The sequence below is a fragment of the Leifsonia sp. NPDC058194 genome (assembly GCF_042883605.1).
GTDB lineage: Bacteria > Actinomycetota > Actinomycetes > Actinomycetales > Microbacteriaceae > Leifsonia.
Genome location: NZ_JBHVVL010000002.1, coordinates 615065 through 634480, shown reverse-complemented (window position 1 = coordinate 634480; position 19416 = coordinate 615065). Strand labels below are relative to the sequence as shown.

Below are 19416 nucleotides of genomic sequence, written 5' to 3'. Positions count from 1 at the left end.
TAGTCCCCGCTCACGCCGCGAGAACGAGAAAGGCCCCGGTCTCTCGACTGGGGCCTTCTTCTGTGTCCGAGGGGGGACTTGAACCCCCACGCCCTATACGGGCACTAGCACCTCAAGCTAGCGCGTCTGCCATTTCCGCCACCCGGACGGGTGTTTTCGGCTTCCGGACGAACCGGCTGCCGAAGAAAGACATTAGCACGGATACCGGGCCCGGATTCACATCGGCCGGGCATCCCGGGCGTGGCGCGTCACTCGCCGTCACGGCGCGGCGGCCGCGGCGCCGTCGCCGGGTAGCGTGGAGGTCATGACCGACGACTCCAAGCTCGACGAGACAGCGATCATCGCCCGCGACCTGATCCGGTTCGACACGACGAACTACGGGGAGGGCAAATCCAACGGCGAGACGGACGCCGCCGAGTACGTCGAGGCGCGGCTGTCGGCACTGGGGCTGAAGCCGCAGCTGTTCGACTCCGACCCCGGGCGCACGAGCGTGGTCGCGCGCGTGGCCGGACGCAACCCGGCCAAGCCGGCCCTCGTCGTGCACGGTCACCTCGACGTGGTCCCCGCCGACCCGCGCAACTGGAGCGTCGACCCGTTCGGCGGTGTCATCAAGGACGGCCTGCTCTGGGGCCGCGGCGCGGTCGACATGAAGAACATGGACGCGATGATCCTGACCGCGGTCGGCGACATCCTGAACGCGGGGGAGCAGCCCGAGCGCGACCTGGTCGTCGCCTTCTTCGCCGACGAGGAGGACGGCGGCCGCCGCGGCTCGCACCACCTCGTCGACAACCATCCCGAGCTCTTCGCCGGCGCGACCGAGGCGATCAGCGAGGTGGGCGGCTACTCGATCGACCTCGACGGACGCCGCGCGTATCTGCTGCAGACGGGGGAGAAGTCCCTGGTCTGGATCAAGCTGATCGCCCGCGGGACGGCCGCGCACGGTTCGCGGCTGGTCCGCGACAACGCCATCACCCGCCTGGCGGAGGCCGTCGTCGCGATCGGCCGCACCGACTGGCCGATCCAGCTCACTGCGACCACCACGCGACTGATCGACGAGCTCGGCCGTCTGCTCGACGTCGACCCGGAGCAGGTCGGTCCGGACGAGGTCGTGCTGCGCACCGGGACGGCAGCGGGATTCATCCTCGCGACCCTGCGCGCCACCACGAACCCGACGCTCCTCGACGCCGGCTACAAGCACAACGTCATCCCGGACACCGCGGAGGCGCTGGTCGACATCCGCACCCTGCCCGGCGACGAGGACCGCGTGCTCGCCGAGGTGCGGCGCCTGATCGGCGACGACGTCGAGGTGCAGATCATGCACCGCGACATCGGCCTGGAGGCGGACTTCGGCGGCGAGCTAATCGACGCGATCACCGGCACACTGGAGCGCCACGATCCGGGCGCGCCCGTGCTGCCGTACCTGCTCTCGGGCGGAACGGACAACAAGGCGCTGAGCAAGCTCGGGATCACCGGCTACGGCTTCGCCCCGCTGCGGCTGCCGAAGGATCTCGACTTCCCCGGAATGTTCCACGGCGTCGACGAGCGCGTCCCGCTCGACGCGCTAGTGTTCGGTAGGGCCGTGCTGCGGGACCTGCTCAGCAGCTACTGAGCCGCGCCCCCCGATCCACCGACCAGGCGAAAGCGACGCATGGAGTTCATCAACGCCCTCATCCTCGGGCTCGTCCAGGGGCTCACGGAGTTCCTCCCGATCTCGTCGAGCGCGCACATCCGCATCGTCGGCGAACTGCTCGGAACGGGTGCGGACCCGGGTGCGCGGTTCACCGCGATCATCCAGCTCGGCACCGAGGCGGCCGTCCTCCTGTACTTCTGGAAGGACATCACGCGGATCGTCTCGCGCTGGTTCCTGGCCCTGTTCGGGAAGATCCCGCGCAACGACCCCGACGCCCGGATGGGCTGGCTGGTCATACTCGGGAGCATCCCGATCGTGGTGCTCGGTCTCTTCTTCCAGGATGCGATCGAGACGACGTTCCGCTCGCTCTGGATCGTGGCGACGACGCTGATCGTGTTCGGCATCCTGCTCGGCATCGCCGACTGGGTGGGCGCGAAGACCCGGCGGCTCAAGGAGCTGACCTGGGGCCACGGCATCATCTTCGGCTTCGCGCAGGCGCTCGCACTGATCCCGGGCGTGTCGCGCTCGGGCGGGACGATCACCGCCGGGCTCTTCATGGGCTACCAGCGCCGCGCGGCCGCCCGCTACTCGTTCCTGCTGGCCCTTCCCGCGGTCTTCGGCAGCGGCTTCTACCAGCTGTACAAGGCGATCAAGGAGCCCTGCGCCGACGCGCTCGCGAAGGCGGGCACCTGCACCGTCGAGGTGTTCGGACCGGCGGAGACCGCGGCGGCGACGCTCGTCGCGTTCGTGGTCGGGCTCGCCGTCATCGCGTTCTTCATGGGATACATCTCCCGGCGCAGCTTCCTGCCGTTCGTGATCTACCGCGTCGCGCTCGGCGTGCTGCTGATGATCCTGCTCGCCACGGGCGTGCTCGCGGCCTGAGCCGCTTCAGCCGCGGCGCGGGTCATCCGGGGCGCGCCCGGCGGTGCCGCCGTCGCGGCCGTCCTTGCCGTCGCGCCGGCGCAGGTAGCGCTCGAACTCCTGGGCGATGGCCTCGCCACTCGCCTCGGGGGAGTCGACGGTGTCGCGCGCCTGTTCGAGCTGCTGGATGTACGCCGCCATCTCCTCGTCGTCGGCGGCCAGGGCGTCGATCCCGGCCTCCCACGCTCCGGCCTCCTCGACCAGCGAACCGCGCGGGATGGTCACGTCGACCATCTCCTCGAGCTTGTCGATCAGAGCGAGCACCGCCTTCGGGCTGGGCGCGTTGTGCACGTAGTGCGGCACCGAGGCCCAGATCATGATGGTCGGGATGCCGACGTCCTCCGCGCCCTCGGCGAGCGCGCTCAGGATGCCGACCGGCCCTTCGTAGGTGGAGCGCTCGACGCCGAGCTGGGCCCGGACGGTCGCGTTCTCGCTCGACGCGAAGACGGAGATCGGGCGGGTGTGCGGCACATCGGCCAGCATCGCGCCGAGGAAGACGATCGCGCCGACGTCGGCGGCGAGCGCCACGTCGATGATCTCGGCGGTGAAGCTGCGCCAGCTGCGGGAGGGCTCGGTGCCGACCAGCAGGAAGATGTTGCCGGCGTTGTCGCCGGTCACGCTCAGCTCGGCGTCGTCGGCGAGGTCTTCGGGGACGCGCCCGGGGATCGCCGGCCCGTAGACGATCGCGGACGGCCAGACCAGACGCCGGCGCCCGTCCTCCTCCTCGACGACGGGGCGGTTGAACTGGAAGTCGAAGTAGAGCTCGGGGTCGACCTCGGCGACGGGCACGACGTCGAGTTGCTCCTTGAGCGTCTTCACCGCCCCGCTGGCCGCTTCGCCGGCGTCGTTCCAGCCTTCGAAGGCGACCACGAGGATGCGCCCGTCGAGAATGCTGTCTGCGTCAGTCACTGAGCTCTACCTGGTCCTCTCCGTGCGACCGTTCGACCGCCGTCCCTCCAGAATAGGCCCGAGCGCGTGCGGATAGACTTGTGGCCCGTGACCTCACCGCTCCCCGCCACCGCCTCCGACCGCTCGCACCTCCCGGCCGCCGTGCTCTGGGACATGGACGGCACCCTGGTCGACACCGAGCCGTACTGGATGGCCTCCGAGGAGGAGCTGGTCTCCTCCTTCGGCGGACACTGGACGCACGACGACGCGCTGCTGCTCGTCGGCCAGGGCCTCTGGACGTCGGCGGAGATCCTGCGCTCGCACGGCGTGGAGATGGAGGCGGACGCGATCGTCTCGTGGCTGACCGACCGGGTGCAGCACAAGCTCGAGACCGAGGGCGTCCCGTGGCGGCCCGGAGCGCGCGAGCTGCTGTCGTCGCTGCGCGAGCGGGGCGTGCGCACCGCGCTCGTGACGATGTCGGTGCGGCGCATGGCGGAGCAGATCGTGGCGCAGATCCCGTTCGACGCGTTCGACCTCATCGTCAGCGGCGACGAGGTGGAGCAGCCGAAGCCGCATCCCGAGCCGTACCTCCGTGCCGCGCGGCTGCTGGAGATCGATCCGCGCGATGCGGTCGCGATCGAGGACTCGCTGGTCGGCCTCGCGTCGGCGGTGGCGTCGGGGGCGATGGCCATCGGCGTACCGCACATCGTGCCGATCCCGGAGTCGGACGAGCACACTCTCTGGACCACCCTCGCCGGTCGCACGGCCGACGACATCGCCGCGGTCGCCGCGGCGCGCACACAGACTCCGAAGGCAGAGGCATCCCGATGAACGAGACCCCCCGCAGCTCCGGCCCGTTCCGCGCGGGCGACCGCGTGCAGCTGACCGGCCCGAAGAACCGGATGAACACCATCACGCTGGTGCCGGGCAAACTGTTCCACAGCCATCGCGGCGTGCTGGAGCACGATGCGATCATCGGCCTGCCGGACGGCTCCGTCGTCGCGAACAACGCAGGCGTCGAGCACCTGGCGCTGCGCCCGCTCCTCACCGATTTCGTCATGTCGATGCCGCGGGGCGCAGCCATCGTCTACCCGAAGGACGCCGCGCAGATCCTCGCGCTGGCCGACATCTTCCCGGGCGCGACCGTCGTCGAGGCGGGCGTCGGCTCGGGCGCGCTCTCGCTCTGGATCCTGCGGGCGATCGGCCCGGAGGGCCGCCTGCACTCGTTCGAGCGGCGCGAGGAGTTCGCAGACGTCGCACGGGACAACGCGGCGACGTTCCTGGGCTCGGACCCGGCGAACTGGACGGTCACCGTCGGCGACCTGCAGGAGGCGCTGCCCGCCGCCGTGGAGCCCGGCACCGTCGACCGCGTCGTGCTCGACATGCTCGCGCCCTGGGAGACGCTGGAGGCGGTGACCTCGGCGCTCAAGCCCGGCGGCGTCGTCATCTGCTACGTCGCCACCGTGACGCAGCTCTCCCGCGTCGCCGAGGCGATCCGCGCGACCGGGCACTACACGCACCCGCAGTCGAGCGAGACGATGGTGCGCGGCTGGCACGTCGAGGGTCTCGCCGTGCGCCCGGACCACCGGATGATCGCGCACACGGGCTTCCTGCTCACCGCGCGCCGCCTCGCGCCGGACACCGTGCTGCCCGAGCTCAAGCGCCGTCCGTCGAAGAGCGACTACTCCGACGCCGATGTCGAGGCCTGGACGCCGGGCGCGCTCGGCGAGCGGCAGTCCAGCCCCAAGAGCCTGCGCAAGCGGGTGCGGGAGGCCGCGACGAGCGCCGAGCTCGCCAAGGCCCGCGACGGTGCGGACGAGGACGCCCCGACCGTCGACTAGCATGAGGAGGTCGTCGGTCTCGTACCTGACGGCCTCCCCACCGATTCGCATCGAAAGAGGACCCGTGCGCAGAGCTACCGCACTCGTCGTGGCCGCCGGCCTTCTGGCCGTCGCGCTGACCGGCTGTTCGTCGAACCCGAACGCGAGCTGCGACGGGGCACTCCCGTCGGGCAAGGCCTCCGACCTGGTCACCGCGACCGGCAAGCTCGGAAGCACGCCGACGGTGAAGGTCCCCGCGCCGGTCGACACGACCACCTCGCAGCGCACGATCCTCACCGAGGGCACGGGCGAGAAGGTGCAGCGCAACCAGATGCTCGAGGTCACGTACAGCGTGGTCAACGGCGAGACCGGCGAGGTCGCGGGCAGCAGCTCGTCGAAGCAGCTCTACGCGACCGGCACCGACGCCGTCAGCAAGGGCCTCCTTTGCGCCCCGGTCGGCTCGCGTGTCGCGATCGTCGTCTCCCCGAAGGACTCCGGTGCGGATGCGGGCTCCGGCTCGCCGTCCCCGATCTACGTGATCGACGTGGTCAAGGCCTACCTCCCGGCCGCCGACGGCGCGGTGCGTCCCTCGGTCTCCGGCTTCCCGACCGTGGTGCTCGCGCCGACCGGTCAGCCCGGCATCACCATCCCGTCGTCGGGTTCGGCGCCCACGAAGGTGCGCAGCGAACTCCTCAAGGAGGGCGACGGCGCCGTGGTCAAGAAGGACAGCCAGGCGGTCCTGCAGTACACCGCGGTGGGCTGGGAGCAGAAGAACGTCGTCACGAGCAGCTGGACGACCTCCCCGGATCTCGTCGATATCGCCACCGGTCAGAGCTCGCTCCAGAACCAGAGCAGCTCCGTCCTCCCGCAGGCCATGCTGAAGGAGCTCGTCGGCCAGAAGGTGGGCTCGCAGGTCGTCATCGAGACGCCCAAGGACAGCGCGTTCCCCGCCGCGGCGTGGGTCGTCGACATCCTCGGAGTCCGCTAGCCGCGACTAGGATGGACGGGTGCCGAAATCCTCGTCCTCGCCGTCGCGCGTCCCCGTCGAGGAGCGGTTGTTCAGCCTTGTGCTGGCGCTGCTCGCGACGGAGACGGGGCTGACGAAGAACGAGATCCTGTCGACCGTCCAGGGGTATCGCCAGCGCTTCGCGGCGCACGGCGACAACAGCAGCCTGGAGCGCCAGTTCGAGCGCGACAAGGACGACATCCGCGAACTGGGCGTCCCGCTGGAGACCGTGGAGTCGCCCGAGGCGTCGGGGAACAACCAGCTGCTGCGCTATCGCATCCCGAAGGGTGCGTACGACCTGCCGCAGGACGTCGTCTTCTCCCCGGAGGAGATCACGCTGCTCGGTCTGGCCGCGACGGTCTGGCGCGAGGGATCCCTGTCGGGGGAGTCGCGCCGCGCGCTCATGAAGCTGCGCTCGCTCGGCGTGGAGGCGGACGAACCGATCGTCGGCTACGCCCCGCGGCTGCGTGTGCGGGAGGCGGCGTTCGAGCCGCTCAGCCAGGCGCTCGAGCGTCACGCGATCGTCCAGTTCCCGTACCTGAAGCCCGGTGAGACGGCATCGCGGCTGCGCACGGTGGCACCGCTCGCGCTCGTGCAGCACCAGGGACGCTGGCATCTGCAGGGCATCGATCAGGATGCGCAGGGCTCACGCACGTTCCTCCTCTCGCGCATGGTCGGCCCGGTCAAGGTCACCAACCGCACCTTCGAGCCCGAGGGCGACGGCTTCGCCGAGCGCGCCCTCGCCGATCTCGCCGCGATCTGGGAGGCGAACGTCGCCGAGATCCGCGTCGATGCGGGCACGGATGCGGCGACCCGGCTGCGCAAGCGATACGGGGACGCGGTTCCGGCGCACGGAGAGGGTGAGGCCTTCAGCCTCACGGTGAACTTCTCCGACATCAACATCCTCGCCGACCAGCTCGCGAGCTTCGGGCCCGAGGTGCTGGTCGTCTCGCCGCCGGAGCTGCGTGACCAGGTTCTGGAGAGGCTGCTCGCCACAGCGCGCGCCCACGGCGCAGGGGAGGAGCACGATGGCTGAGCGACGCCGTCCGATGCAGGCGCAGGACAAGCTCGCCTTCCTGCTGGCCCTCGTCCCGTATCTGATGGACCGCGACCGCGTGAGCGTGGCCGAGGCCGCCGCGCACTTCAGCGTCGAGCCCGAGCAGCTGCGCGAGGCGGTGCGGCTGATCGCGGTGTCGGGCATCCCGGGTGAGACGAACGCCTACCAGCCCGGGGACCTCTTCGACATCGCCTGGGACGACTTCGAGGACAACGACCGGATCGTGCTCACGCACCAGGTCGCGATCGACGACTCGCCGCGGTTCTCCGCCCGCGAGGCGGCAGCGCTCATCGCCGGCCTCCAGTATCTGACCTCCCTCCCCGAGAACGGCGACCGCGATGTGATCGGCTCGCTGATGGCGAAGCTCGCCCGGGGCGCCTCCGGGGCTCCGAGCGAGGTGGCCGTCGCGCGGTCCGAGACCGACGAGGCTCTGGCGGTGATCCGCGATGCGGTCGTCGCCGGAACGCGCCTCGACTTCGACTACCGCAACTCCCGGGGCGAGAGAGAGCGCCGCCGGGTCGACCCTCTGCGGGTGGAGTCCATCGACCAGGACTGGTACCTGCGCGGCTGGGACCATGCCCGCACCGCCCTGCGCACGTTCCGGCTCGACCGGATCGAGGGGCTCACGGCGACGGACGTGCCCATCGCCTACCGCCCGGGCGACGTGACGCTGCCCGAGACGCTCTTCGAGGGGACGCCGGACGACCAGCTCGTCACGATCGAGGTCTCGGCGTCCGCGGTGCCGCTGATCGAGGACTACATCCCCGACGGCGCCGAGCGGCGCGAGCACGACGGCGTGGTGCGCACGAGTGTCCGAGTCGCGCACTTCCACGGCCTCAAGCGGCTCGTCGGCGGCCTCTCCGGGGTGCTCACCGTGCTCGACCCGCCCGAGGCGCGACGCGTGGTGGCCGAGTGGGCGGCGGGCGGAGCAGAGCGGTACCGGTAGGCTTTCCGCATGCCGTGGTGGTCGTGGCTGGTGATCTGGACCGTGCTGGTGCTCGGTCTGCTCGGCATGCTCGCGTACTTCGCCTGGAGCCTGTTCCGCAAGCTGATGGCGGCCGCCGGAGAGGCATCCGCGCTGATCGAGAAGGCCGAAGTGCTGCAGGTGCGGGTGGACGATCTGCGCGAAGAGAGGTTCCACTCCGCCGTGTTCGCCGACGCCGCCGAGCTCCGTCAGGAGCGCACCCAGGCCCGAGCCGACCGCGAGTTCGCAAAGCAAGCTCGCAGGGATGCGCGCGTGCGGCGAGGTAAGCTTCTCATCAAAGCGGACCCCTCGCGCTTTGAACACGTGACTCGAAGGACTCCATAATGCTCGGTGGACTCACCGGATGGCATCTGCTCATCATCCTCGCAGTGATCCTGCTCCTCTTCGGCGCGCCGAAGCTCCCCGCCCTGGCGAAGAGCATCGGCCAGTCGATGCGCATCTTCAAGGGCGAGGTCAACGAGATGAAGAAGGACGGCAAGGACGCCGACGCCTCGACCGAGTCGCCGGCCACGGACTCGTCGGCCGAGACGAAGCCGAAGCCGTAACGCGGTGGCCTCCACCAAGCGAGGCAAGAACCGCGAAGGGCGGATGTCGCTCGCAGAGCACTTCGTCGAGCTTCGCAAACGCCTCTTCCGGTCGGCGCTCGCCCTCCTCGTCGGCGCCGTCATCGGCTGGTTCCTCGCCGATTTCGTCATGGACGCCCTGCGCGGCCCGATCACCCAGATCGCCGAGCAGCAGGGCCGGGACGCGACTCTCAACTACGACAGCATCACGGGTGCCTTCGACCTGAAGATGCAGGTCGCGGTGACGATCGGCGCGATCATCTCGAGCCCGGTCTGGCTGTACCAGATCTGGGCCTTCTTCGTGCCGGCCATGACACGCAAAGAGCTGAAGTACGCCTTCGGCTTCTTCTTCACCGCCGTCCCGCTGTTCATCGCGGGCGGCATCGTCGGCTGGATGCTCGTCCCGCACATCGTCAGCCTGCTCACGAGCTTCGCGCCCGAGCAGGACGCCGCGATCATCGGAGCGAAGACGTACTTCGACTTCATCATGAAGCTGGTGCTCGCCGTCGGGATCGCCTTCGTGCTGCCGGTGTTCCTGGTGCTGTTCAACTTCATCGGGATCCTGAGCGCGAAGTCCATCATCGCCTCGTGGCGCTGGGCGCTCATCCTGATCGTGCTGTTCACCGCGATCGCCACGCCGGCGGCCGACGTGCTCTCGATGTTCCTGCTCGCCATCCCGATGGTCGGGCTGTACTTCGCCGCCTACGGGGTCGCCTGGTTGCACGACCGCCGCGCGGCGAAGGTCGCGGATCGGCTGGAGGCCGAGCTGGCGGCATAGTCTGGACGGGTGACCGACCAGCAGCTCTCCCCGGCCGAGCGTTTCGCCGCCTCTCGTCAGCGCGCCAGCCAGCCGCTCATCGAGACCTTCCGCGCCGGCCTGCGCTTCGACCTCGACCCGTTCCAGCGGCAGGCCTGCGCGAGCCTGGAGGAGGGCCGCAGTGTGCTCGTCGCCGCCCCCACGGGCGCGGGGAAGACGATCGTGGCGGAGTTCGCCGTCTTCCTCGCCATGCGCGAGGCCAACGCGAAGGTGTTCTACACCACGCCGATGAAGGCGCTGAGCAACCAGAAGTTCCAGGAGTTCGTGGAGGCGTACGGGGCGGAGTCGGTCGGCCTGCTCACCGGCGACACCAACATCAACTCGCACGCGCGCATCGTCGTGATGACGACCGAGGTGCTGCGCAACATGCTCTACGCCGACTCCGATCTGCTCTCCGACCTCGCCTACGTGGTGATGGACGAGGTGCACTACCTCGCCGACCGCTTCCGCGGCGCCGTCTGGGAGGAGGTCATCATCCACCTCCCGTCGGAGGTCCGGATGGTCTCGCTCAGCGCCACGGTGTCGAACGCCGAGGAGTTCGGCGACTGGCTGCAGGCGGTGCGCGGCGAGACGGACGTGATCGTCTCGGAGGAGCGGCCAGTCCCGCTGGAGCAGCACATCCTCATGCGGTCGAAGCTAATCGACCTGTTCGACTCGTCGGGACTCGCCGCGACGAACCGGGTGAACCCCGAGCTCGTCCAGATGGCACGCTACGGCGGGCGGGTGCTGAGCAGCAGGCAGACCCGCGACGTGGGCCGCTACCACTCGAAGGGCGGCCGGCCGGACTCGTTCCGGATGGAGCGCGCGGCGTTCGTGGAGCTGCTGCGCGAGCGCAACCTCCTGCCCGCCATCTTCTTCATCTTCAGCCGCAACGGTTGCGACGCGGCGGTGCGCCAGACCCTGCGGTCGGGCGTGCGCCTGACCGAGAAGCACGAACGGGACGAGATCCGCGCGATCGTGGAGGAGCGCTGCCGCACCCTGCTCGACGAGGACCTCGCGGTGCTCGGCTACTGGGAGTGGCTGGAGGGGCTGGAGCGGGGAGTCGCCGCCCACCACGCGGGGATGCTCCCGGCCTTCAAGGAGGTCGTCGAGGAGCTGTTCCGCCGCAAGCTGGTGAAGGTCGTCTTCGCGACGGAGACCCTCGCGCTCGGCATCAACATGCCGGCGCGCACGGTCGTGCTGGAGAAGCTCGAGAAGTTCAACGGCGAGGCCCGGGTGCCGATCACGCCGGGCGAGTACACCCAGCTCACCGGACGCGCCGGGCGCCGCGGCATCGACGTGGAAGGCCACTCGGTCATCCAGTGGGAGGACGGCCTGGACCCGCAGTCGGTGGCGTCGCTGGCCTCCCGTCGCAGCTACCCGCTGAACTCCAGCTTCCGGCCGACGTACAACATGGCCGTCAACCTCATCGACCAGTTCGGGCGTGCCCGGACGCGCGAGATCCTCGAGTCGTCGTTCGCGCAGTTCCAGGCGGACCGCGCCGTGGTCGACCTGGCCCGCAAGGTCCGGCAGCAGGAGCAGTCGCTCACCGGGTACGAGGAGGCGATGACGTGCCACCTCGGCGACTTCCGCGAGTACTCGCGCATCCGTCGCGAGCTGACCGACCTGGAACGCAAGGGCGCCAAGCTGGACAACGCCTCCCGCGCCGACCGCGACAAGCGGCAACGGCAGCTGGCAGCGCTGCGCAAGCGGATGAAGGACCACCCCTGCCACCGCTGCCCCGACCGCGAGAAGCACGCCCGATGGGCGGAGCGGTGGTGGAAGCTCAAGCGTGAGACGGACCGGTTGAGCGCGCAGATCCAGTCGCGCACCGGCGCTGTAGCCAAGGTGTTCGACCGGGTGTCCGACGTGCTGCTGGAGCTCGGCTACCTCGCCGAGGAGGAGTCCGGTATCGCACTGACCGTGCACGGGCGCACCCTCAAGCGCATCTACGGGGAGCGCGATCTGCTGGTGGCGGAGTGCCTGCGCCGCGGCGCCTGGAAGGAGCTCGACGCGCCGAGCCTCGCGGCGATGGCCTGCGCCCTCGTGTTCGAACCGCGGCGCGACGAAGGCCTCGCCCACGAGCGCTCCCTCCCGCGCGGCGCGTTCCGCCCGGCGCTCGATCGCACGATCGAGCTGTGGAGCCGCCTCGACGACCTGGAGCGCGAGAACCGGCTCGCGGGCAGCGAGCCGCCGTCGACGGCGCTCGCCCTGGCCATGTACCAGTGGGCGCGCGGAGGCGCGCTGGACTCGGTGCTGCGCGAGGCCGATATGGCGGCGGGCGACTTCGTGCGCTGGACGAAGCAGACCATCGACCTGCTCGACCAGCTCTCGCTCGTCGCACCCGGCAACGTCGGCCGCACCGCGCGTCAGGCGCTCGACGCGATCCGTCGTGGCATCGTCGCGTACTCCGCCGTCGCGTGAGGCCTGGCCCGGTTGCCTGAGCGGGACCCCGAGCCGGATGCCATAGGCTCTCCCTTCGTGACCCGAACGTCCCGTGCCCCGCTCCCGCTCTGGCTCGCCGTGGTCGTGGCGGTCGCCGCCGGCCCCGTGCTCGACGCGGGCTTCCCGGACAAGGACTGGTGGCCGCTGACCTTCGTCGGCATCGGGATGGTGCTGCTCGCTCTGCGCGGACGACGTGCGGGCTCGGCGTTCTTGATCGGGTGGCTGGCGGGGGAGTCGTTCTACCTCGTCCACGTGGCGTGGACGGCCCTCTACCTCGGGCCGATCCCGTGGGTGGCCCTCGCGACGCTGGAGGCGCTCTTCTGGGGCGTGGGCGGCATCCTGATCACGCTGGCCTACCGCTGGGTCCCGCGCGCGTGGCCGGGCCTGTGGGGCCGTGCAGGGCTGCTTCCCGTCATCGTGGCGGGTCTCTGGGTGCTGCGGGAGTACGTGACCGGCAACTGGCCGTACGGCGGCTTCTCCTGGGGGCGGGTGGCGGAGTCGCAGTCCGAGAGCCCGTTCGCCCCCCTGGCGGCCTGGCTCGGCATCTCCGGGCTGAGCTTCGTGATGGTGTGGCTGGTCGCCCTGCTCGTCGAGCTGGCGTTCGCGATCGACCTGCGTGCCGTCTCGCGGGGTGTCCTGGCGATCGGCGCCGTCGCCCTCGTGCTGGTGATCCCCGCCTGGCCGACGCCGACGCACGGGACCACGCGCATCGCGGCCGTGCAGGGCAACGGTCCCGCCGGCTACTTCGACGACGCGCCGGAGGGTGCGGTGCTCGACTCGCAGGTGGCCGAGACGCTGAAGATCGCGCACGAGAAGGCCGACATCGTGGTGTGGCCCGAAGGCGTCGCCCAACCCGACCCGACCCGGGATCCGTCGTCTGCCGCGATCCTGGACGCGCTGAGCCGCTCGATGGACGCGACCTTCGTCGTCGGCACGATCACGTACCGCGACGGCAAGTACTTCAACACGTCCCTGCAATGGGAGGCAGGCAAGGGGGCCGTCGACTACTACGACAAGAAGCACCCCATCCCGTTCGGCGAGTACGTGCCGGACCGCGCGTTCTGGCGGCCGTTCGCCCCGGACCTGATCGACCTCATCGGTCGCGACTACACCCCGGGCACCCGCGACAACGTGTTCGACATCGACGGCGTGCGGGCCGGCATCTCGATCTGCTTCGACATCGTCGACGACCAGCTGCTGACCGACATGATGAAGGGCGGCGCCCAGGTCATCCTGGCGCAGACCAACAACGCCGACTTCGGCCAGACGGACGAGAACCAGCAGCAGCTCGCCATCGCCCGGCTGCGGGCGATCGAGTCGGGTCGCGCCCTCGTGAACATCTCGACGGTGGGCAGCAGCCAGATCATCGCGCCCGACGGGCGGACCATCTCGGAGATCCCGCCGTTCACCCCGGGCCACATGATCGCGGACGTGCCGCTGGGCACGACCACCACCCCGGCCACCCTGCTCAGTCGCGGCATCGAGTTCCTGGTCGCCGGTCTCGGCCTCTTCGGGCTGCTGATCGCCGCCGGTGCGCGCCGCAACCCGGCCCCGGACGGGAGAAGGCCGCTCCCACCGATGCGGTGAGAGCGGCCTTCGGGTCGCCGGTGGGGTCAGGCGCTGTGCTTGCGCTCCCCGGTGCCGCGGCGCGCCCGCAGGTACTGCAGACGCTCCTCCAGCAGCTCTTCCAGCTCAGCGCGTGTGCGGCGCTCCAGGAGCATGTCCCAGTGGCTGCGCGGCGCCTTGACGTCGGAGTGGTCGACCTCGACAGGGGTGTCGCCGACCAGTCTCCGGGCTTCGTGGCCGCAGTGGCGGCACTCCCAGGTGTCGGGTGCCTCGGCCTCGGACGAGAACACGGTCTCGGTCTCTTTGCCGCATTCGGGGCACAGGTAGGTGTAACGGGTACGCGGAGAGTAGACGACGCCTTCTTCACTTTGTAAGCTCTGGGCGCCGAGCCTCATTCCGCGCAAACTGCGATCTGCCATCGTGTGGTCTCCTCTTCGCGCGAATCCTCACAGTTATAAACCGTCAAGCTGGGGATTGTCTTTCCGGGCCGCCCCTTCTCTCAGGACGCTCACAGCCTCCCAGAAGACTCCCAGGTCAGCTGCGACGGGAAGAGACCAGGTCAGCCAGCAGATCGCACCGATCGGAGACGATCCCGTCGACCCCGAGATCGAGCAGCCGGGCCATGTCGGCGGGGTCGTCGACCGTCCACACATGGACCTCGGCGCCGGCGGCGTGGATGGCGCGGACGGTGCGGGCGCTGACGACGCGCACCGCGCCCTGGCGCTCGGGGACCTGGACGGCGGCGAAGCCGCGCAGGGACCGGCGCACGAGGGGAGTGAGCCCCGCCTTCGCCGCGGCGAGTGCGGGAGCGAACTCCGGCACGGAGGGCGAGGTGGCGACGCCGGGGAGCTCGTCGGCGACCGCGCGGCGGCGCGCCTTCGAGAAGCTGGTGATGAGGACGCGGTCCGTCGCGCGCGCCTCCCGGATCGCCGTCACCGTCGACGCGGCAGCACGCTCGTCCTTCACGTCGATGTTGAACCGCGCCTCGGGGAACGCGTCGAGGGCCTCGGCGAGTGAGGCGAACTGCTGGCCGTGCCCGAGCTCGACGCGGCGCAGCTCCTTCATCAGCATGCCGTCCACGCGCCCGGGGCGACCCGCCACGCGGTCCAGCCCGGGGTCATGGCTGATCACGGCGACCCCGTCGGCGGACGCGTGGACGTCGGTCTCCAGATGGGTGGCACCCGCGTTCAGCGCTTTCAGGAACGCGAGCAGCGTGTTCTCCGGCGCGTCGATGGCCAGCCCGCGGTGCGCGATCACGCGCGGCCGCGGGCCGTCGAGGAAGCTCACGCCGGGGGAGCGGGGGGAGCCGGGGGAGCGGGGGTTCCCGTTGCCGCGCCTTCGCCCGCACCTGCAGCCGCAGCCGCAGCGGCGGCACCCTTCTCGCCGAACGCCTGGCCGATGCCCTTGAGCGCATCGGTCAGCTCGCTCGGGATGATCCAGAGCTTGTTGGCCGGGCCTTCGGCGATCTTGGGCAGGGTCTGCAGGTACTGGTAGGCGAGCAGGAGGTTGTCCGGGTTCCCCTCGTGGATGGCGCCGAACACGGTCGTGATGGCCTTCGCCTCGCCCTCCGCCCGCAGCACTGCCGCCTTCGCGTCGCCCTCCGCGCTCAGGATCGCCGCCTGCCGGCGCCCTTCGGCGTTGAGGATCTCGGACTGCTTGGTGCCCTCGGCGGTGAGGATGACGGCGCGGCGGTCACGCTCGGCACGCATCTGCTTCTCCATCGAGTCCTGGATGGAGAGGGGCGGGTCGATCGCCTTCAGCTCGACGCGGGATACTCGGATGCCCCATTTGCCGGTGGCCTCGTCGAGGACGACGCGCAGCTGGCCGTTGATGTTGTCGCGGCTGGTCAGCGCGGCCTCGAGGTTGAGCCCGCCGACCACGTTGCGGAGTGTGGTGGTGGTGAGCTGCTCGACGGCGCCGAGGTAGTTGGCGATCTCGTAGGTCGCCGCTCGGGCGTCGTTCACCTGGAAGTAGACGACGGTGTCGATGGAGACGACGAGGTTGTCCTCCGTGATCACCGGCTGCGGCGGGAACGACACGACCTGCTCGCGCATGTCGATGAGCGGACGCACCTTGTCGATGAACGGCACGACCACGTTGAGGCCGGGGAGGAGCGTCTTGTGGTACTTGCCGAGCCGCTCCACGACCCCGGCGCGCGCCTGGGGGATGATGCGGATCGCCCGGAAGAGTGTGACCAGGACGAAGATCGCGATGATCGCGATGATCACGATGACCACGATGGTCGTGACGAGCTGGCTGGTGTCGGTCACGATGCACTCCTCTCGGTGATGCCGTCGGCGCCCGAGGACACCGGGGCAGGGGTGACGACGGCCGTCGCACCCTCGATGGACAGGACGACGACGTGTTCGCCGGGAACGAGCTCGGCCGGCGGGGCGACCGCGATCGCGCCGTCCGCAGCCGTGGCGAGCCGGGCCGTCCAGGTCTCGCCGACCGCGAGCTTCACCAGGCCGCCGGTGCGCGAGACCGTGGAGACGACGAGGCCGCCCATCCCGATCAGCGCGGCGACGTTGCTCTTGGCCGGATCGGCGCCGCGCTTGAGCACACGCAGCAGCGGCGGGCGGATGAAGAACAGCAGCAGCACCGAGAGCACGGCGGCGACGATCAGCTGACCCCACCACGGGGTGCCGACGAGGCCGGAGACCAGGCCGCCGACACTGCCGACGGCGATCATCAGGAAGACGAAGTCGAGGGTGAGCATCTCGATGATGATGAAGATGAGGATCAGCACCAGCCAGGCGATCCATGCGAAGGATGTGATGTCCATGATCGGGCCCCTTCCCTGCGCGTCCTGACTCGACGTTATCAGGTGCGGGACCGAGCAGCCGGAACCCACTTGGTAGTCTCAGGATGCAGTTTTCCGCACACTCTAGGAGTCTTCGTGTCCAACCCCCTCGCCCCCGGCTCGCTCGCTGGCAAGCGCGCCCTCGTCACCGGCTCGTCCCGCGGGATCGGCGCCGACACCGCGCAGTACCTGGCCGAGGCCGGCGCGAGCGTCGTCATCAACTACCGCAACAAGGAGGCCCGCGCGGTGAAGCTCGCGGACTCCCTGCGGGCGAACGGCGCCACCGCGCTCACCGTCGGAGCCGACCTGACCGACCCGGCGTCGGTCGGCGCGATGCTCGACACCGTGGCCGCCGAGTGGGGCGGCCTCGACATCCTGGTGCTGAACGCCTCCGGCGGCATGGAGTCCGGCATGGCCGAGGACTACGCCATGCAGCTCAACCGGGATGCGCAGGTCAACGTGCTGGCGGCGGCGCTCCCGCTGCTCGGCGCCGGCTCGCGTGTCGTCTTCGTCACCAGTCACCAGGCGCACTTCATTCGCACGACGCCGACCATGCCCGAGTACGAGGCCGTGGCGCTGAGCAAGCGTGCGGGCGAGGACGCGCTGCGCGCCCAGCTCCCGGCACTCGAGGAGAAGGGCGTCGAGTTCGTCGTCGTCTCGGGCGACATGATCGAGGGCACCATCACGGCGACCCTCCTGAACCGCTTGAACCCGGGTGCCATCGATGCGCGCAAGGAGGCGGCCGGCAAGCTCTACAACGTCAGCGAGTTCGCCGCCGAGGTCGCGGCAGCGGCGGTCGACCCGGTCCCGGTCGGGCACACGCGGCTCGTCGGAGACGTCTCCAGCTTCACGCCGGTCGACGAGTAAGGGGCGACGATGAAGGCGAGCGACCTCGACCTCCTGACCGGTGTCTCCGCTCCGACCGTGCACCCCGGAGGCGGGCGCGCGGTCGTCTCGGTGACGCACCCCTCCCTCGCGGCGGATGCCGCGGTCGGGCAGCTCTGGAGCATCCCGTTGACCGGCCACGCCGCCCCGCGGCGTCTGACCAGAGGCTTCCGCGACGGGGCTCCGCGGTTCTCGCCCGACGGGCGGCTGCTCGCATTCGTCCGCTCGGGGCCGAAGTCCGCGCCGCAGCTGTACGTGGTGGATGCCGCCGGCGGCGAGCCGGTGCAGGTCACGGACCGGAAGCTCGGCGTCTCGGAGTTCGCCTGGGCGCCCGACGGCCGCTCGATCGCCTTCGTCAGCCGCGTGCCCGAGCAGGGGCGGTACGGGACGGTCGAGGGGATCGACCCGGGCAGCGAGCGGCCGCGTCGGTTCGACACGCTGAACTACCGGGCGAACGGCCTCGGCTACATCACGGACCGTCGCGCCCACGTGTTCCTGGTCGCCGTCCCGGATGTGTGGGCGGAGCCCGCCGTGACCCCGGTCGCGCGGCCGGACGGCTCCTCGGACACCGTCGCCGCGGTCCTGGAGGCCGCCCAGCTCACCGACGGCCCGTGGGACGACGGTTCGATCGCGTTCTCGCCGGACGGCGCGACCCTCGCGTTCGTCTCCGCACGCCATGAGAGCCGCGACGACGACCTCCGCGCCAACGTGTTCCTGCTCCCCGTCGGCGGATCCACGGGCTCGGGCGACCCGGTCGATGCGACCGGGGCGCACGGGGACTTCTCCGCCGACCAGCTCGCCTACGGCCTGAACGGCGCGCTCTACTTCACCGCGCAGGACGTGGGGGAGAGCGGTCGCGACTTCGTCGGCCGGAACGCCGCACTGTACGTCATCGACGGCGCCGGTGCGGCTCCGCGGCGGCTCACCGACGCCGAGACCCTGGACTTCACCGAGTCCGACATCGTCGCCTACCGCGACGACTCCGTGCTCGTGCGCGACCGCAGCCGCGGCGCGCTGGTCCTCACCGAGGTGACCGCCGACGGCACGGCGACGCGGCTGACCGACGACGTCACCGTCGTCGGCGGCGTCGGGACGGCCGGCGACGTCGTCGTCCTGAGCGTCTCCGACGCGGAGACCGCGGGCGACGTGGCACTGCTCACGGCCGACGGCGTGCGCCGGCTCACCGACTTCTCGGCCCCGCTGCGGGCGACCGGGATCGTGGAGCCGCGCCCGCTGACGATCACCGCCCGCGACGGGTACCCCGTGCACGGCTGGGTGCTCGCGCCGGAGGGGGAGGGGCCGCACCCCGTGCTCCTCGTCATCCACGGCGGGCCGTATGCGGCCTACACCGGCGCGCTGTTCGACGAGGCGCAGGTCTACGTGGACGCCGGGTACGTGGTCGCCATGTGCAACCCGCGCGGATCCGCGGGGTACGGGCAGGAGCACGGCCGGGTCATCCGTCAGCGGATGGGCACCGTCGACCTCACCGACGTCCTCGACTTCCTCGATGGAGCGGTCGCTGCGACCCCGGGCGCCGACGCGGAGCGCGTCGGGATCATGGGCGGGTCGTACGGCGGATACCTCACCGCGTGGACGATCGCGCACGACCACCGCTTCGCAGCGGCGATCGTCGAGCGCGGATTCCTCGACCCGGACGCTTTCGTCGGCACGAGCGACATCGGCAGCTTCTTCGGCGACGAGTACACCGGCACCGACCCCGAGCTGATGCGGTCGCAGAGTCCGCAGGCCGTGGTCGACCAGGTGCGGACACCCGCGCTGATCGTGCACTCGGAGCAGGATCTGCGGTGCCCGCTGCCGCAGGCGGAGCGCTACTACGCCGCGCTGAAGCGCAACGGCGCCGAGGCCGAGCTGGTCGTCTTCCCTGGGGAGGATCACGAGCTCAGCCGCAGCGGACGCCCGCGGCACCGCCAGGAGCGGTTCGACCTCATTCTGGAGTGGTGGGCGAAGCACCTGCCGTCCGTGCGCAACAGCGCCTAGCGGGGGAGCGGCACACGCGGAACGGCCCCGCTTCTTCTCGAGGCGGGGCCGTT

Annotated in this window: 19 protein-coding genes and 1 tRNA gene; 14 read left to right on the top strand and 6 right to left on the bottom strand. The window is 70.4% G+C overall.

Going from position 1 to position 19416, the window contains the following annotated elements; translation table 11 throughout:
- Positions 1-63 precede the first annotated feature (63 nt).
- Positions 64-148 (bottom strand) — tRNA-Leu (locus tag ACFVU2_RS09825).
- Positions 149-304: 156 nt separating this feature from the next.
- Between ACFVU2_RS09825 and ACFVU2_RS09820 the strand changes: the two genes are divergently transcribed.
- Together ACFVU2_RS09820 and ACFVU2_RS09815 are read left to right on the top strand one after the other, a co-directional pair.
- Complete coding sequence (locus ACFVU2_RS09820) at positions 305-1609, top strand: M20/M25/M40 family metallo-hydrolase (protein ID WP_387873386.1); 1305 nt, start codon at positions 305-307, stop codon at positions 1607-1609.
- 39 nt (positions 1610-1648) lie between these two features.
- A complete protein-coding gene (locus ACFVU2_RS09815; RefSeq protein ID WP_387873384.1) occupies positions 1649-2512 on the top strand; it encodes an undecaprenyl-diphosphate phosphatase in 864 nt (287 codons plus the stop codon).
- Positions 2513-2518: 6 nt separating this feature from the next.
- Here the strand turns inward: ACFVU2_RS09815 and ACFVU2_RS09810 are convergent, their stop codons facing one another.
- Positions 2519-3460, bottom strand: a complete 942-nt coding sequence (locus tag ACFVU2_RS09810; RefSeq protein ID WP_387873382.1) for a proteasome assembly chaperone family protein — start codon at positions 3458-3460, stop codon at positions 2519-2521.
- An 87-nt stretch (positions 3461-3547) separates the two neighbouring features.
- Between ACFVU2_RS09810 and ACFVU2_RS09805 the strand changes: the two genes are divergently transcribed.
- The 10 genes from ACFVU2_RS09805 to lnt all read left to right on the top strand — a co-directional run bounded on the left by ACFVU2_RS09805 (position 3548) and on the right by lnt (position 13698).
- Entirely contained in the window at positions 3548-4270 is a 723-nt protein-coding gene (locus ACFVU2_RS09805; RefSeq protein ID WP_387873380.1) for an HAD family hydrolase, read from the top strand.
- Entirely contained in the window at positions 4267-5280 is a 1014-nt protein-coding gene (locus ACFVU2_RS09800) for a tRNA (adenine-N1)-methyltransferase (RefSeq protein ID WP_387873378.1), read from the top strand. Before ACFVU2_RS09805 ends, ACFVU2_RS09800 begins: the two co-directional genes overlap by 4 nt.
- Positions 5281-5344: 64 nt before the next feature.
- Entirely contained in the window at positions 5345-6247 is a 903-nt protein-coding gene (locus ACFVU2_RS09795; RefSeq protein ID WP_387873376.1) for a peptidylprolyl isomerase, read from the top strand.
- Between the two features lie 19 nt (positions 6248-6266).
- Complete coding sequence (locus ACFVU2_RS09790) at positions 6267-7301, top strand: helix-turn-helix transcriptional regulator (protein ID WP_387873375.1); 1035 nt, start codon at positions 6267-6269, stop codon at positions 7299-7301.
- Positions 7294-8268, top strand: coding sequence for a helix-turn-helix transcriptional regulator (locus ACFVU2_RS09785; protein WP_387873373.1), 975 nt, complete (start codon positions 7294-7296; stop codon positions 8266-8268). Before ACFVU2_RS09790 ends, ACFVU2_RS09785 begins: the two co-directional genes overlap by 8 nt.
- A 9-nt stretch (positions 8269-8277) precedes the next feature.
- A complete protein-coding gene (locus tag ACFVU2_RS09780) occupies positions 8278-8631 on the top strand; it encodes a hypothetical protein (RefSeq protein ID WP_387873372.1) in 354 nt (117 codons plus the stop codon).
- Entirely contained in the window at positions 8631-8852 is a 222-nt protein-coding gene (tatA, locus tag ACFVU2_RS09775; RefSeq protein WP_387873370.1) for a Sec-independent protein translocase subunit TatA, read from the top strand. Before ACFVU2_RS09780 ends, tatA begins: the two co-directional genes overlap by 1 nt.
- Before the next feature lie 43 nt (positions 8853-8895).
- The gene (gene tatC / locus ACFVU2_RS09770) at positions 8896-9648 is read left to right on the top strand and encodes a twin-arginine translocase subunit TatC (RefSeq protein WP_387874419.1); all 753 of its coding nucleotides are present in this window, start codon (positions 8896-8898) and stop codon (positions 9646-9648) included.
- A 9-nt stretch (positions 9649-9657) separates the two neighbouring features.
- Positions 9658-12090: a DEAD/DEAH box helicase gene (locus ACFVU2_RS09765; protein WP_387873368.1), complete on the top strand. Its 2433-nt coding sequence runs from the start codon at positions 9658-9660 to the stop codon at positions 12088-12090.
- A gap of 57 nt (positions 12091-12147) precedes the next feature.
- Positions 12148-13698, top strand: coding sequence for an apolipoprotein N-acyltransferase (gene lnt / locus ACFVU2_RS09760; protein WP_387873367.1), 1551 nt, complete (start codon positions 12148-12150; stop codon positions 13696-13698).
- Between the two features lie 26 nt (positions 13699-13724).
- Here the strand turns inward: lnt and ACFVU2_RS09755 are convergent, their stop codons facing one another.
- The 4 genes from ACFVU2_RS09755 to ACFVU2_RS09740 all read right to left on the bottom strand — a co-directional run bounded on the left by ACFVU2_RS09755 (position 13725) and on the right by ACFVU2_RS09740 (position 16462).
- Complete coding sequence (locus tag ACFVU2_RS09755) at positions 13725-14096, bottom strand: RNA polymerase-binding protein RbpA (RefSeq protein WP_387873365.1); 372 nt, start codon at positions 14094-14096, stop codon at positions 13725-13727.
- Positions 14097-14211: 115 nt separating this feature from the next.
- The gene (locus ACFVU2_RS09750) at positions 14212-14964 is read right to left on the bottom strand and encodes a glycerophosphodiester phosphodiesterase (RefSeq protein ID WP_387873363.1); all 753 of its coding nucleotides are present in this window, start codon (positions 14962-14964) and stop codon (positions 14212-14214) included.
- Complete coding sequence (locus ACFVU2_RS09745) at positions 14961-15947, bottom strand: SPFH domain-containing protein (protein ID WP_387873362.1); 987 nt, start codon at positions 15945-15947, stop codon at positions 14961-14963. Before ACFVU2_RS09745 ends, ACFVU2_RS09750 begins: the two co-directional genes overlap by 4 nt.
- Positions 15944-16462 carry an NfeD family protein gene (locus ACFVU2_RS09740; protein ID WP_387873361.1) on the bottom strand — a complete coding sequence of 173 codons (519 nt, stop codon included), beginning with the start codon at positions 16460-16462 and terminating at the stop codon, positions 15944-15946. The genes ACFVU2_RS09745 and ACFVU2_RS09740 overlap by 4 nt, the downstream gene beginning before the upstream one ends.
- A 114-nt stretch (positions 16463-16576) precedes the next feature.
- Between ACFVU2_RS09740 and ACFVU2_RS09735 the strand changes: the two genes are divergently transcribed.
- Together ACFVU2_RS09735 and ACFVU2_RS09730 are read left to right on the top strand one after the other, a co-directional pair.
- Positions 16577-17347, top strand: a complete 771-nt coding sequence (locus tag ACFVU2_RS09735; RefSeq protein WP_387873360.1) for an SDR family oxidoreductase — start codon at positions 16577-16579, stop codon at positions 17345-17347.
- Positions 17348-17356: 9 nt separating this feature from the next.
- On the top strand, positions 17357-19363 hold the full coding sequence (locus ACFVU2_RS09730; protein ID WP_387873359.1) for a S9 family peptidase: 2007 nt from the start codon (positions 17357-17359) through the stop codon (positions 19361-19363).
- The last annotated feature ends 53 nt before the right edge of the window (positions 19364-19416 follow it).

Excerpts from the sequence above, each read along its gene's own strand:
- ACFVU2_RS09820 (WP_387873386.1), top strand. The coding sequence starts at position 305 with ATGACCGACGACTCCAAGCTCGACGAGACAGCGATCATCGCCCGCGAC.
- ACFVU2_RS09800 (WP_387873378.1), top strand. The coding sequence starts at position 4,267 with ATGAACGAGACCCCCCGCAGCTCCGGCCCGTTCCGCGCGGGCGACCGC.
- tatC (WP_387874419.1), top strand. The coding sequence starts at position 8,896 with ATGTCGCTCGCAGAGCACTTCGTCGAGCTTCGCAAACGCCTCTTCCGG.
- ACFVU2_RS09785 (WP_387873373.1), top strand. The coding sequence starts at position 7,294 with ATGGCTGAGCGACGCCGTCCGATGCAGGCGCAGGACAAGCTCGCCTTC.
- ACFVU2_RS09755 (WP_387873365.1), bottom strand. The coding sequence starts at position 14,096 with ATGGCAGATCGCAGTTTGCGCGGAATGAGGCTCGGCGCCCAGAGCTTA.
- ACFVU2_RS09780 (WP_387873372.1), top strand. The coding sequence starts at position 8,278 with ATGCCGTGGTGGTCGTGGCTGGTGATCTGGACCGTGCTGGTGCTCGGT.
- tatA (WP_387873370.1), top strand. The coding sequence starts at position 8,631 with ATGCTCGGTGGACTCACCGGATGGCATCTGCTCATCATCCTCGCAGTG.
- ACFVU2_RS09815 (WP_387873384.1), top strand. The coding sequence starts at position 1,649 with ATGGAGTTCATCAACGCCCTCATCCTCGGGCTCGTCCAGGGGCTCACG.
- ACFVU2_RS09740 (WP_387873361.1), bottom strand. The coding sequence starts at position 16,462 with ATGGACATCACATCCTTCGCATGGATCGCCTGGCTGGTGCTGATCCTC.
- ACFVU2_RS09730 (WP_387873359.1), top strand. The coding sequence starts at position 17,357 with ATGAAGGCGAGCGACCTCGACCTCCTGACCGGTGTCTCCGCTCCGACC.